General features: G+C 70.6%; 11 protein-coding genes. 6 read left to right on the top strand and 5 right to left on the bottom strand.

Annotated features, from left to right (window positions below):
• The first annotated feature begins 15 nt into the window (after window positions 1–15).
• From OO60_RS32930 to OO60_RS32915, 4 genes are all read left to right on the top strand, one after another.
• Complete coding sequence (locus tag OO60_RS32930; protein ID WP_003071205.1) at window positions 16–708, top strand: alpha/beta hydrolase; 693 nt, start codon at window positions 16–18, stop codon at window positions 706–708.
• Between the two features lie 94 nt (window positions 709–802).
• Window positions 803–2,056 (top strand): SAM-dependent methyltransferase, encoded by a 1,254-nt coding sequence (locus OO60_RS32925; RefSeq protein ID WP_003071203.1) that lies wholly within the window; start codon window positions 803–805, stop codon window positions 2,054–2,056.
• A 96-nt stretch (window positions 2,057–2,152) separates the two neighbouring features.
• Complete coding sequence (locus OO60_RS32920; protein ID WP_033262800.1) at window positions 2,153–3,361, top strand: LCP family protein; 1,209 nt, start codon at window positions 2,153–2,155, stop codon at window positions 3,359–3,361.
• Window positions 3,362–3,399: 38 nt separating this feature from the next.
• A complete protein-coding gene (locus OO60_RS32915; RefSeq protein WP_004560256.1) occupies window positions 3,400–3,954 on the top strand; it encodes a GNAT family N-acetyltransferase in 555 nt (184 codons plus the stop codon).
• Here OO60_RS32915 and OO60_RS32910 read toward each other — a convergent pair.
• From OO60_RS32910 to OO60_RS32900, 3 genes are all read right to left on the bottom strand, one after another.
• The gene (locus OO60_RS32910) at window positions 3,920–4,381 is read right to left on the bottom strand and encodes a peroxiredoxin (protein ID WP_004560254.1); all 462 of its coding nucleotides are present in this window, start codon (window positions 4,379–4,381) and stop codon (window positions 3,920–3,922) included. The genes OO60_RS32915 and OO60_RS32910 overlap by 35 nt on opposite strands.
• A 76-nt stretch (window positions 4,382–4,457) precedes the next feature.
• Window positions 4,458–6,275, bottom strand: coding sequence for a putative bifunctional diguanylate cyclase/phosphodiesterase (locus OO60_RS32905; RefSeq protein WP_004560252.1), 1,818 nt, complete (start codon window positions 6,273–6,275; stop codon window positions 4,458–4,460).
• A 237-nt stretch (window positions 6,276–6,512) separates the two neighbouring features.
• Window positions 6,513–7,973: a cytochrome P450 gene (locus tag OO60_RS32900; RefSeq protein ID WP_004560250.1), complete on the bottom strand. Its 1,461-nt coding sequence runs from the start codon at window positions 7,971–7,973 to the stop codon at window positions 6,513–6,515.
• 102 nt (window positions 7,974–8,075) lie between these two features.
• On the opposite strand from OO60_RS32900, the gene OO60_RS32895 reads away from it, so the two are divergent.
• Both OO60_RS32895 and OO60_RS32890 read left to right on the top strand, forming a co-directional pair.
• Window positions 8,076–8,480, top strand: coding sequence for a pyridoxamine 5'-phosphate oxidase family protein (locus tag OO60_RS32895; RefSeq protein WP_004560249.1), 405 nt, complete (start codon window positions 8,076–8,078; stop codon window positions 8,478–8,480).
• A 7-nt stretch (window positions 8,481–8,487) separates the two neighbouring features.
• On the top strand, window positions 8,488–8,940 hold the full coding sequence (locus OO60_RS32890) for an NUDIX hydrolase (protein ID WP_004560247.1): 453 nt from the start codon (window positions 8,488–8,490) through the stop codon (window positions 8,938–8,940).
• A gap of 48 nt (window positions 8,941–8,988) precedes the next feature.
• Here OO60_RS32890 and OO60_RS32885 read toward each other — a convergent pair whose 3' ends face one another.
• Complete coding sequence (locus OO60_RS32885; protein ID WP_033262799.1) at window positions 8,989–10,062, bottom strand: ribonucleotide-diphosphate reductase subunit beta; 1,074 nt, start codon at window positions 10,060–10,062, stop codon at window positions 8,989–8,991.
• An 86-nt stretch (window positions 10,063–10,148) separates the two neighbouring features.
• Window positions 10,149–13,082, bottom strand: a complete 2,934-nt coding sequence (locus OO60_RS32880) for a ribonucleoside-diphosphate reductase subunit alpha (RefSeq protein ID WP_033262798.1) — start codon at window positions 13,080–13,082, stop codon at window positions 10,149–10,151.
• Window positions 13,083–13,232 lie beyond the last annotated feature (150 nt).

Here is a 13,232-nt window from a genome sequence, read left to right as displayed (position 1 = left end):
TGAGGAGGACGCGGGGTGAGCGAGGCGGAACCGGCGGTGTCGCGGTGGCCGGCGCGCGGGCGGACCGAAGCGGTCGTGCTCGTGTTGCACGGCGGCGCGGAGCTCGGTACGGGGGCGGTGCCGCCCTGGAAGCTGGCGTACCTGCGGATGGTCCCGATCGCCCGTGCCCTGCATCGGGCGGGCCGCCGTCACGGCGTCGAGGTCCGCCTGCTGCGCAACCGCCGCTACGGCTGGAACGCGCCCGCCGAGGACCCGGTCGCCGACGCCCGCTGGGCGCTCGAACGCATCCACGCCGACCACCCCGGCCTGCCGGTCGTGCTGGTCGGTCACTCGATGGGGGCACGGGTGGCGCTGCGCGTGGCCGACGACCCGGCCGTGCGCGGGGTCTGCGCCCTGGCGCCGTGGACGCCGCGGGGTGAGCCGGTCGGCGCCGTCGCCGGCCGGTCGGTGCTGATCGTGCACGGCACCCGCGACCGGATGACGAGCCCGGCGGAGTCGCACGCCTTCGCCGAACGGGCCGCGGGCGTCGCCGCCCGCGTCGCCCGGTTCGAGATCGCCGGGGAAGGGCACGCGATGCTGCGCCGGGCCCGGGTGTGGACCAGGCTGACCGTGGCGTTCACCCTGGACCTGCTCGCCGGGGACGACGGGGGTGCCCTCCGCGCGGCCTGGGCCGAGACCGGGCCCGGGCGGCTGCGGATACCGGTGTGAAAACGCCCCGAACAGGGCATTCGGCGAAACGCGCCGCGGGGGTGCGGCGACTAGGATCGATCACCGGCGCACCTGGCCGGCCGGAGGGAGAACCGTGACCACTTCGAGCGCTGACCGGGCGTCGGCCCGGGACGTTCCGCACGAGTCCCGGTGGCCGGGCCTGGCCACCCCGCCCCATTCCGCCCTGCGCGCGCGGATCGCCGCCGCGCTGTTCCGCCGCGCGGTCCGCCCGCTCGACGTGCGGGTGACGTTCCCGGACGGCACGGTGCTCGGCGCCGGCGGGCCGGAATCGCCCGAAATGCGCATTCTGCGGCCGGAGGCGTTCTTCCACCGCCTCGGCGTCGACGCCAAGATCGGCTTCGGCGAGGCCTACATGGCCGGGGACTGGACCGCGTCCGAGCTGGCCGAGGTGCTGACGCCGTTCGCCGAGCGGATGGCCACGCTGGTGCCCCCGGTGCTGCAGAAGTTCCGGCGGATCGCCGAGCGCACGCAGCCGCCGTCGGAGGAGAACACCCTCGAAGGCGCGCGGGCCAACATCCACCGGCACTACGACCTGTCGAACGACCTCTTCGGCGCCTTCCTCGACGAGTCGATGATGTACTCCTCGGCCCTGTTCGGTCCCGATGACGACCTCACCGCCGCCCAGCACCGCAAGATCGACAGCGTGCTGGACTACGCCGGCGTCCGCGAAGGCAGCGACGTCCTCGAAATCGGCACCGGATGGGGTGAACTCGCGATCCGCGCCGCCGCCCGCGGCGCCCACGTGACGTCCCTGACCATTTCGGAGGAACAGCGCGCGCTGGCCACCGAACGCATCGCGGCGGCCGGGTTCGCCGACCGCGTCGACGTGAAGCTGTGCGACTACCGCGAGTCGAGCGGCCGGTACGACGCCGTGGTCAGCGTCGAGATGATCGAGGCCGTCGGCGCGGCCTACTGGCCGGAGTTCTACCGGGTGATCGGCGAGCGGCTGCGCCCGGGCGGGCGGTTCGGCCTGCAGGCCATCACCATGGACCACGACCGGATGCTGGCCGCGTCCCGCGCCTACACCTGGGTCCACAAGTACATCTTCCCGGGCGGCATCATCCCGTCGGTGCGCTCGATCGAGGACGGCGTCAAGGCGAACGCCCGGCTCAAGCTGGCCGGGATGCGCGAGTTCGGCCAGGACTACGCGCGCACGCTACGGTGGTGGCGCGAACGGTTCCTGCACCGCTGGGCCGACATCGCCGGGTTCGGGTTCGACGACGTCTTCTGCCGGATGTGGGAGTTCTACCTGGCCTATTCCGAGGCCGGGTTCCGGTCCGGGTACCTCAAGGTCCACCAGTTCGGCTACGAGGCGACCGGCCGGTAACCTCCCGCGGCAACCCGACCCCGGTACCGCACGTCCTCCTAGCGGAGACGTGCGGTGTACTGACGCCGACAGTTTTGTCCGGATCGGGATTGGGTGATGGTGATGACGTACCGTGGCGACGACGGCGGGCGCCGGATGCCGCCGCCCCGGCCGCCTGCCGGCCGGTCCCGGGACCACCAGCGCGCGCAGATGATGCCGCTGCCCGGGCGGGGCCGCAGCCCGTACGACGAGCGCACCCGCCCGATGGGCACCCGCGAACCCGAGTACGCCCCGCCGCCCCCGCGCCAGGACCCGCCGCGCCGTCCGCCCGAGGACGACTACCCGCCGTCCCGGCCGCCGCGCCGGCGTCGCCGCTGGAGCATCGGCAAGGTCCTGGGCGCGCTGGTGCTCGTGTTCGTCGTGTTCCTCGCCGGGATCTGGGTCTACCTCGAGTTCTCGATCAAGCGCGTCGACGCGCTGGCCGACTACTCCGGCCGCCCGGTGGCCGCGTCCGGCACCAACTGGCTGATCGTCGGCTCGGACAGCCGCGAGGGCCTCACCGAGGCGGACGAAGAGCGGCTCGCCACCGGCGACGTCGCCGCGGCCGGCGGCGGGCAGCGCACCGACACGATCATGGTCGCGCACCTGCCGGACAACAGCACCAAGCCGACGCTGCTGTCGCTGCCCCGCGACTCGCAGGTGTCGATCCCCGGCCACGGCAAGAACAAGATCAACGCGGCGTTCTCGCTCGGCGGCCCGAAGCTGCTCGCGCAGACCGTCGAAGGCGCGACCGGCCTGCACATCGACCACTACGCGGAGATCGGTTTCGGCGGGTTCGCCAAGATCGTCGACGCGATCGGCGGCGTCGACATGTGCATCGACAAGGACATGGACGACACCATGACCGGCATCAGCATCAAGGCGGGCTGCCAGTCGCTGGACGGCCGGTCGGCGCTGGGCTTCGTCCGGATGCGTCACAGCGCGGCGACCCCGCGTTCGGACCTCGACCGCGTCGCCAACCAGCGCAAGTTCATCGGTGCGCTGGTGAGCCAGATCGCGAGCCCCGGCACGCTGCTGAACCCGTTCGACTTCTTCCCGCTGCTGTCCTCGGCGCCGGACGCGCTGACGATGGACTCGGGCGACCACGTCCACAACCTGGCCGGCCTGGCCATCGCGATGCGCGGGATCTCCTCCGGCGGCGTCGTGACGACGACGGTCCCGGTGACCAGCGGCTCGGCGGAGAACTGGGACAAGGCCAAGTCGAAGCAGCTGTTCGACGCGCTGAAGAACGACAGCGAGGTCCCGGACAGCGTCATCGTGAATTAGTTCGCGCCCGATGTCCCGGCCGGGGCACCATGAGGTGCATGGAAGCCCCGGCCGAGACCTACCGCGAAGACGGATTCACCCTGGCCCGCTGGCAGTTCGCCGACGAGCCGGAGCTCACCGCGACGGTCGGCGGGTCCCTCGGGCACCTGCGCCCGTGGCTGATCTGGGCGAGCGGCGGTTACCCGGCCGGGGACGCCGCCGAATTCCTGCGCACCACCCGGCGGAACTGGGCGAGCGGCGAAGCGCACGACTTCGCGATCCGCGTGGACGGCTCGATCGCCGGGGCCGTCGGCGTCATGGCGCGCGAGGGCGGCGTCGAGATCGGCTACTGGCTCGCCCAGGGCTTCGTCGGCCGCGGCCTGGTCACCCGGGCCGTCCGGCTGCTGACGGCGGAAGCGTTCCGCCTCGGCGCCGGGTACGTCGAGATCAAGCACGACGAGCGGAACGTCCGAAGTGGAGCGGTGCCCGCGCGGCTCGGGTTCACGAAGGTGCGTTCGGAACCGGCGGAAAAGCCACTGGCGCCTTCGTGCAGCGGCACGAACCACGTGTGGCGGCTGGTCAGGAAACCTTGTTCCGCTCCCGCAGCACCTTGAGCGCTTCGTCGGCGTGCACGGTGAAATTGAGCTCGCTCTTGATCTTCGCGATGATCTTCCGGTCTTCGCCGATCACGAACGTGGCCCGCTTGGTGTGCAGCGGCAGCAGCTTCCGCCACACGCCGAACTGCTTCGCGACCTCACCCTCCACATCGGACAGCAGGGGGTAGTCGAAGCTGTTGGCCTCGGCGAACTGGCGCTGCTTGGTGACGCCGTCGGGGCTGATCCCGACCCGGTGCGCGCCGACGGCGGCGAACTCGGCGGCCAGGTCGCGGAAGTGGCAGCTTTCCGCGGTGCAGCCGCCGGTCATCGCGGCCGGGTAGAAGAACAGGACCACGGGCCCGGTGGCCAGGAAGTCCGAGAGCGTGCGCTCCCGGCCCTGGTCGTCGGGCAGCGTGAAATCGGGGGCGAGGTCTCCGGCGTCCATGGACGTCCTTTCTCGTCGGCGGCAACACCCATCCTGCCGGGTGTTCGGAGCCGCCGCGCCACCGGCTTGGTCCGGCCTACCGCCGTGGGTGCCGGTTGATCAGCTCGTCGACCTCGTCGCCGGTGGCCGAATCCGACACGAACGGGCCCCGCGCCGCGACCACGCCCAGCTGCCGCAGCCGGGCCGCCTGCTCGTGCGTGCGGACCCCTTCCGCGCCCACCCGCAGCTGCAGCTCACGCGCCCGGGTGATCAGCTGGGTCAGGTGCCGCAGGTCGGGCTCCGCCGGGTCGTCCGTGTCCAGCGCGTCGACCACCGGGCCCGACAGGATCACGTGCTTCACCGGGAGGCGGTGCTGGGGGATCAGCTCCAGGTCCGCCGAGCCCGAAATCGTCAGCACCAGCTGCGCGCCCAGGTCCGCCAGCACCGCCAGCGAATCCAGGACCTCGCCCCGCGGGTCGAGCATCGAGTCGCGGTCCGTGCACAGCCTGAGCGCCCGGGCCGGCAGCTCGTGCTTGTCCAGCTGCTCCTTCACCAGCAGGACCAGGTCCGGGTCGATCGCCAGCCGGGCCGGCAGGCGGACGCAGACGTCCGGGGCCGCGTCGCCCAGGCGGGCGCGCCAGCGGGCCGTGGCCGCCAGTGACTCGGCCAGGAGCCAGCGGCCCAGCGGGACCGTCATGCCCGTCGTCTGGGCCAGCGGGTAGAACTCCTCGGACCCGAGCTCGCCCTTCTCCGGGTGGTTCCACCGCAGCCCCGCGTTGATGGCCGCCAGCTCGTCCGGACGCTTGAGCTTCACGGTCGGCTGGTACACGAGGGAGAACTCGCCGTTCTCCAGCGCTCCCGCGATCACCGCGCCCAGCTGGTAGCGGCCGCGGTCGCGGGCGTCCAGCTCCGGGTCGAACAGCATCCACTGCGCCTTGCCGGCCTCCTTGGCCCGGTGCAGCGCGATCTCCGCCGCCCGCAGCAGCTCCGCCGCGCCGCCCTCGACGGCCGCGCGCACGACGATGCCCGCGCTCGCGCTCACGCCGATGCCGTGCCCGCCCAGGTAGATCGGCTCGTTGAGGTCCTCCAGAGCGCGCTCGACCAGCCCGACGACCTCGGTCGCCGCGAGCTCGCCGCGCAGCAGCACCGCGAAGCCGTCGCCCGACAGCCGCGCGACGAACCCGTCGTGGTGGCCGGTGAACACCGCCGACAGCTTGTTCGCCACCCCGCGCAGCACCTGGTCGCCGACGCCGGCGCCGAGCCCGTCGTTGATCACCTTGAAGCCGTCGACGTCGAGGTAGACCAGGGCGATGTCGTCGCGCGCGCCGGCGCCGAGCGCGGCCTCCAGCTTGGTGGTGAACGACGACGCGTTCGGCAGCCCGGTCAGCGGGTCGTGCACGTTCTGGTGCAGCAGCCGTTCCTGCAGCAGGTGCAGCTCGTTCGCGTCCGACACCATCAGCACCGGGTAGACCGACCCCGGCCGGTCGCCGGGCAGCCGGGCGAGGGTGACGTCGGTCCAGAGCTGGCCGTCCTCGGCGTGGTCGAGCAGCATCCGCTCCTGGTAGCGCTCACGCCCCGCGCGCACCTGCGCCAGCCCCGCTTCCAGCCGCGAGACGTCGTGATCGGTGGAGCCGAGGGCCGTGAGACGCCTGCCGCGCAACCGATCCGGGGAACAGCCGAGCAGCTGGCCGAGGGCGAGGTTGGCCTCCACGATGGCGCCGTCGGGGTCGGCGAGCGCGATCCCCATCGGCGACGCGGCGTAGAGCGCGCTGAACCGCAGGAGCGCGCCGTCGTGGCGGGAGCCGGCCTGGTCGACCGCGTCGTTCGCGACCTCCAGCAGCAGGGATTCGAGCTCCTTCGTGGGAAGTGTTACTCCTTTGGTGTCGGCCAACGTCGCCGCCCACCGGCGCGCCACGTCCAGCAGTGCTGGCGCGGCACCGGGCTCAGGCACACTCCACCTCTTCACGCACAGGTATGGCCAGGTCGGACACGGTGTCGGGGATCATGCAGCCACACCAGGCAGCTCTCGCCCACGATCGATGCCACGCCATCATGTGCGTAACGGGGTGTCTACCGGCTGAACGAGTGAACGAATCTCCACAACCGGTAACTTTTCGTTACCTACTGTATGCAGCGGTGGACGGCTCCCGGGTCAGCGCCGGGTGAGGTGCACCGGGAGCCCGTCCGCGGGCACCGGCAGGGAGACGTAGTCCCAGCGTGCGGTGTAACTCTCCGGAACCGACCAGCGGTAGGCCCGCAGCAGTTCGTGCATCAGCAACTTCACCTCGAGGCCGCCGAAGTGCAGCCCGATGCACTTGTGCGCGCCGCCGCCGAACGGCATCCACGCCATCCGGTGCGACTTGTCCTCGCGCCGCGGCTCGGCGAAGCGTTCCGGGTCGAACGCGAAGGGGTTCGTCCAGCACTCGGGCGTGAAGTGGTTGACGGTGGGGGAGACGCCGACCAGGGTGCCCGCCGGGATGTAGTGGCCGAGCACGTCGGTGTCCTTGACGGTCTGGCGGGTCAGTGACGGCACCGGGGCCACCAGCCGCAGCGCCTCCTTCATGACCAGGTCGAGGGTTTCGAGCTTTTCGACGGCGGCGATGTCGGGGATGTCGTCGCCGAGGGCCAGGGACTCCGCGCGGGCGCGTTCCTGCCACTCCGGGTGCTTGGCCAGGTAGTAGGCCATGGCGCTGCTGGTGATGGTGGTCGTGTCGTGCGCGGCCATCATCAGGAAGATCATGTGGTTGACGATGTCGGTGTCGGAGAACCGGTCGCCGTCTTCGGTGGTGGCCTGGCAGAGGGCGGCGAACAGGTCGTCCCCGCCGGAACGCCGTTTGGCGGGCAGGGTTTCGCCGAAGTAGCGCTCGAGGACCTTCCGCCCGTGCAGCCCCGCCGACCACCGGCCGCCCGGCACCGGGAAGCGCACGAACGCGGTGCCGGCCCGCACCGAGCTGACGAACGCGCGGTTGATCCGGGCCGCGTCCGCGCCGCTGCGCATGCCCATGAACACGCGGGTCGCGACGTCGAGGGTCAGCTGCTTGAGCGCCCAGTACAGCCGCGGCCGCTCGGTCGCGCCCCAGCCCGCGACGCCTTCGCGCAGCGCGGGCCCCATTTCGCCGACGTAGCCGGCCAGCCGCGGCCGCGTGAAGGCCTCCTGCATGATCCGGCGGTGCAGGTGGTGCTCGCCGAAGTCCATCAGCATCAGGCCGCGCTCGAAGAACTTCTCGATGAAGAACTTCCAGCCCTCCTGGGAGAACGCCTTGTCCTTGTTGACGAGCGCGATCTGCGTGGCTTCGGGCCCGGACAGCGCGACGATCCGGCGGCCGAACCCGGCGGTCCACGACACCGGGCCGTAGAGCTCGTACCGGCGCAGGCCGAACGCGGGGCCGAACCGCATCATCTCCAGCATGTGCCCGACCACCGGCGGCCCTTCGTCGCCCAGGACCGGCTTGAGGCCGCTGCCCGCGGGCGGCGTCGCGAGTTCCTTGACGGGCCAGCGGGAGGCCAGCCAGCGTTCGTCGACCTTGTGCGGCAGGGGGAGCGCGGTCAGCGGCGGAACGCGTTCGCGCAGTGCTTCGGCGGCTCGGCTCACGGTGCCCGGCAAAGTGACCATCTCCCCGTCGAGATCGGCGACCCCTCCACGATGCACCCTTGTTGACGGTCTGACAACACCCGTGCGGCCGTCTTTTCGGGTGGTTTGCGGTTCACTGGAGGCATGAGCGAATTGACCCCCGACGACCTCGAGTTCCTCCGCCGCCCGCTGCACGGCTTCCTGACCGTGGCCACCGGCGAACCCCGCCCGGTGTGGTTCGAGGCGGCCGACGACGGCACGATCCAGCTGTTCAGCGAAGCGGACGCGCTCAAGGTCCGCCGCGCACGCCGCGACCCGCGCGCGTCGATCGTGGTCGCGGCGCCGGTGGGGGAGCGCGAGCGGTGGGTTGCGGTCACCGGCCGGGTCTCGATCGAGTCCGGCGGCGCCCACGAACTCGCGGCCCGGCTGGCGGCGCGGTACTGGGACCTCGACGACCCGGTCCGTGCGGCCGACCTCGAGGAGATGCTGAAGGGGGAGCAGCTCCGGCTGGTCATCCACCCGGAGACCGTGCGCCGCTTCGCGTATTGAGGACGGGGTGGCGCTTCCGCTCCGAGACCGCGCCGGCAACGTGCTGCTCGACGTGCGCCGCGTGGCCGAAAGCGAGCTGCCGGCGGTGGCCGCCGCCCTGGTCGTGGCCGGCCACGCCGGTGCCGTGCTGATGATGCTCGACGCCCGCCGCGGGCAGTGGGAGCTACCCGGTGGGATGCGGGAGCCCGGGGAGACCGCCCGCGAGACCGCGGCGCGCGAGCTGGCCGAGGAGACCGGCCTCCGCGGGGTGGTGCTGACCTTCGCCGCCGTGGCGGAGTTCGATCTGGTCGATCCTGCGCGCCGGGAGCTGCTCGCCGTCTACCGGGCCGAGCTCGCTACCGCGCCCCGGCTCGCCCTGAGCGAGGAAGGGCTCGGCTTCCGGTGGTGGTCGCCTCGCGAGCCCGCCGGCCCGGACATGAGCCCGCTCGACGCGGAGATCGCCGCGCGGGTGTGGACGTGAAACGGCCCCGCCCTGGCGAGCCAGGGCGGGGCCGGCAACATCGGGCACTCAGTCCCAGTCGAGCGCGCCGCCCGACTGGTACTCGATCACGCGGGTCTCGAAGAAGTTCTTCTCCTTCTTCAGGTCCATCGCCTCGGACATCCACGGGAACGGGTTCTCGGTCTCGCCGAAGATCGGCTGGAGGCCGATCTGCTGCGCGCGGCGGTCGGTGATGAAGTGCATGTACTGCTCGCACAGCTGCGCCGACAGCCCGAGCATGCCGCGCGGCATGGTGTCGCGAGCGTAGTTGACCTCCAGCTCGCACGCCTCCTGCAGCATCCCGCGCACCTCGGCCTGGAACTCTTCGGTCCACAGGTGCGGGTTCTCGATCTTGATCTGGTTGATGCAGTCGATGCCGAAGTTCAGGTGGATCGACTCGTCGCGCAGGATGTACTGGTACTGCTCGGCGATGCCGACCATCTTGTTGCGGCGGCCCAGCGACAGGATCTGCGCGAAGCCGGTGTAGAACCACATGCCCTCGAAGATCACGTAGAACGCGACGAGGTCACGCAGGAACGCCTGGTCGGCCTCCGGCGTGCCGGTCTCGAAGTCCGGGTTCTCCAGGTTCTGCGTGTACTTCAGCGCCCACGCGTCCTTGTCCGAAATGGACGGAACCTCGCGGTACATGTTGAACAGCTCGCCCTCGACCAGGCCGAGGCTCTCGCAGATGTACTGGAAGGTGTGCGTGTGCACGGCTTCCTCGAACGCCTGGCGCAGCAGGTACTGGCGGCACTCGGGGTTGGTGATCTGCCGGTACACCGCGAGCACGATGTTGTTGGCCACCAAGGACTCCGCGGTCGCGAAGAAGCCCAGGTTGCGCTTGAGCATCTGCCGCTCGTCCTCGGTGAGGCCGTCCGGCGACTTCCACAGCGCGATGTCGGCCTGCATGGCGACCTCGGTCGGCATCCAGTGGTTGTTGCAGCCGGCGAGGTACTTCTCCCACGCCCACTTGTACTTCATGGGCAGCAGCTGGTTGACGTCGGCGCGCGCGTTGATCATGCGCTTGTCGTCGACGTTGATCCGGGCGGCGCCGACCTCGATCTCCCCGAGGCCGGTCGCGTCCGTCGTCTCCACGTTGGTCATATCGCTCACTTCGGGCAGGCGGGGTCGTGAGTGGTAAGGAGGGTTCTAACCCTCCTTACCACTCACGACAAGCCGCGGGAGGGGGCTTACTGGCAGGCTTCGCAGTCGGGGTCGTCGATGCGGCAGGCGGCGCCTTCGGTGGCCACGAAGTCGACGTCCGGCTCGGGCTTCGGCGACGGCGACGGCGACGGGGCAGGCGCCGGCGTGGGGGCAGGCGCCGGGGCGGCGGCCGCCGGGGCCGGGGTGGCCGAGACGGCGTTCAGCTTGCCGTCGGTGCCGCGCAGGGTGCTCTTCTCCACGTGCGTCGCGGACTGCGCCCGCAGGTAGTACGTGGTCTTGAGGCCCTTGTGCCACGCGTAGCGGTACAGCTGGTCGAGCTTGCGGCCGCTCGGCGCCGCGATGTACAGGTTCAGCGACTGCGCCTGGTCGATCCACTTCTGGCGCACCGAACCGGCGTCGACGATCCACTTCGACTCGATCTCGAACGCCGTCGCGTACAGCGCCTTCAGGTCGTCCGGGACGCGGTCGATCTGGCCGAGGCTGCCGTCGAAGTACTTGAGGTCGCTGACCATCACCTCGTCCCAGAGCCCACGCTCCTTGAGGCTCTTGACCAGGTGCGGGTTGACGACGGTGAAGTCGCCGGACATGTTCGACTTGACGAACAGGTTCTGGAACAGCGGCTCGATCGACTGCCCGACGCCGGAGATGTTGGAGATCGTCGCGGTCGGCGCGATCGCCATCACGTTGGAGTTGCGCATGCCGACGGTCTTCACGCGCTCGCGCAGCGGCGCCCAGTCCAAAGTGGACGAGGTGTCGACGTCGAGTCCGTCACCCTGGCGCGCGTCGATGAGCAGCTGCATCGAGTCGATCGGCAGGATGCCCTTGCTCCACAGCGAGCCTTCGAACGACTGGTACTGCCCGCGCTCCTCGGCCAGGTCGGTCGACGCCGAGATCGCGTAGTACGAGAGGTGCTCCATGGAGACGTCGGCGAACTTCACGGCCTCGTCGGAGGCGAACGGGACGCCGATCTCGAACAGCGCGTCCTGGAAGCCCATGATGCCCAGGCCGACCGGGCGGTGGCGCAGGTTGGAGCGGCGCGCCTCCGGGATCGTGTAGAAGTTGATGTCGATCACGTTGTCCAGCATGCGGACGGCGGTGCGCACGGTCTTCTCGAGCCGCGCGGTGTCCAAACCGACTGTGTTAGTGCCTCCATCGCCGGCGGGCGAGGCAGTCACGTGCTTGAGCAGGTTCACCGAGCCGAGGTTGCAGACCGCGACCTCGTCGACGGTGGTGTTCAGCGTGATTTCGGTGCACAGGTTGGACGAGTGCACGACGCCGACGTGCTGCTGCGGCGAGCGCAAGTTGCACGGGTCCTTGAACGTGATCCACGGGTGCCCGGTCTCGAATAGCATGGTCAGCATGCGGCGCCACAGCTCGACCGCACGAATCCTGCGGAAGACCTTGATCTCGCCGCGCTCGGCCATCGCCTCGTACTCGCGGTAGCGGGCGGCGAACTCGTTGCCGTACAGGTCGTGCAGGTCCGGCGTCTCGTTCGGCGAGAACAGCGTCCACTGCGCGTCGGCCTCGACGCGGCGGAGGAACTCGTCCGGCACCCAGTTCGCGGTGTTCATGTCGTGGGTGCGGCGGCGGTCGTCACCGGTGTTCTTGCGCAGGTCGAGGAATTCCTCGATGTCGACGTGCCACGTCTCGAGGTACGCGCAGGCCGCGCCCTTGCGCTTGCCGCCCTGGTTGACGGCGACAGCGGTGTCGTTGGCGATCTTGAGGAACGGCACGACGCCCTGCGACTGGCCGTTGGTGCCCTTGATGTGCGCGCCGAGGCCGCGGACCGGGGTCCAGTCGTTGCCGAGGCCGCCCGAGTACTTCGCCAGCAGCGCGTTGTTCTTGTACGCCTGGAAGATCGAGTCCAGGTCGTCGTCCACCGTGGTCAGGAAGCAGGACGACAGCTGCGGGCGCGTGGTGCCCGAGTTGAACAGCGTCGGCGTCGAGGCCATGAAGTGGAAGCTCGACAGCAGCTCGTAGAACTCGATCGCGCGGGCTTCGCGGTCGTCCTCCCGGATCGCGAGACCCATGGCGACGCGCATGAAGAACGCCTGCGGCAGCTCGAAGCGGGTGCCGTCGTGGTGCTGGAAGTACCGGTCGTACAGCGTCTGCAGGCCGAGGAAGCCGAAGTCGAGGTCGCGCTCCGGGCGGATCGCGGCGGTGATCTTGTCCAGGTCGAAGCGCTGCAGCTCGCCGTCGACCAGCTCCAGCTCGATCGCGCGGCGCAGGTAGGCGCGGAAGTACGCGGGGTACTCGGTCGCCATCTCGTCCTGGCTGGCCTGGCGCGGCTTCTGCGCGAGGTAGCTCAGCGCCTCGCCGCGCAGCTTGTCCAGCAGCAGGCGGGCCGAGACGTAGGAGTAGTTCGGCTCCTGCTCGACCAGCACCCGGGCGGCCAGGACCTGGGCCAGGGCCAGCTCGTCGGCGCTGATGCCGTCGTAGAGGTTGCGCTTGGCCTCGGCCAGCACCGGCTCGGCGCTGACGTCGTCGAGGCCGGCGACGGCCTCGCCCACGACGTGGGAAACGCGGGCCCAGTCGAGCGGGCGCAGGACGCCGTCGGTGCCCTTGACGTTCAGCGCGACCTCGGTGGCGGCGGGCTTCGCGGCCTCGCGGGCCTTCGCGCGCTCCTCGCGGTAGAGGACGTAGGCGCGCGCGACCTTGTGGTGCTCGCCGCGCATCAGCGCGAGCTCGACGATGTCCTGGATCTGCTCGATGTGCAGGGCGGTCTCGGGGCCGGCGTGGCGCAGCAGGGTGGTCTCGACCTGCTGGGTCAGCTCGGCCACGACGTGGTGCACGCGGGAGGACGCGGCGGCGTCGCCGCCCTCGACCGCGAGGAACGCCTTGGTCAGCGCGACCGAGATCTTCCCGGCGTCGAACGGCGACACGCTGCCGTCCCGCCGGATGACCCGGATCGCGGTGGGTGAGGCGGTCGCGGAGGGCCGCTGACCGGTTTCGACTGACATGCGTGTCTCCTGATTTCGGGCGCGTTCGATCGCCACACGGCCTCGTGAGGCCGTGTGCTGCAGGTTCTCCAAAGCTGCCCGGCCACCCTCTGCAGCGGTCTCCCCGTCGCTGGGGGCTGCCGGTCACCAGAGACTACATGTTGGGGTCGG

Origin of the sequence: Amycolatopsis vancoresmycina (assembly GCF_000716785.1) — a bacterium.
Lineage (GTDB): Bacteria > Actinomycetota > Actinomycetes > Mycobacteriales > Pseudonocardiaceae > Amycolatopsis > Amycolatopsis vancoresmycina.
This window is presented reverse-complemented; position numbering and strand designations above follow the sequence as displayed.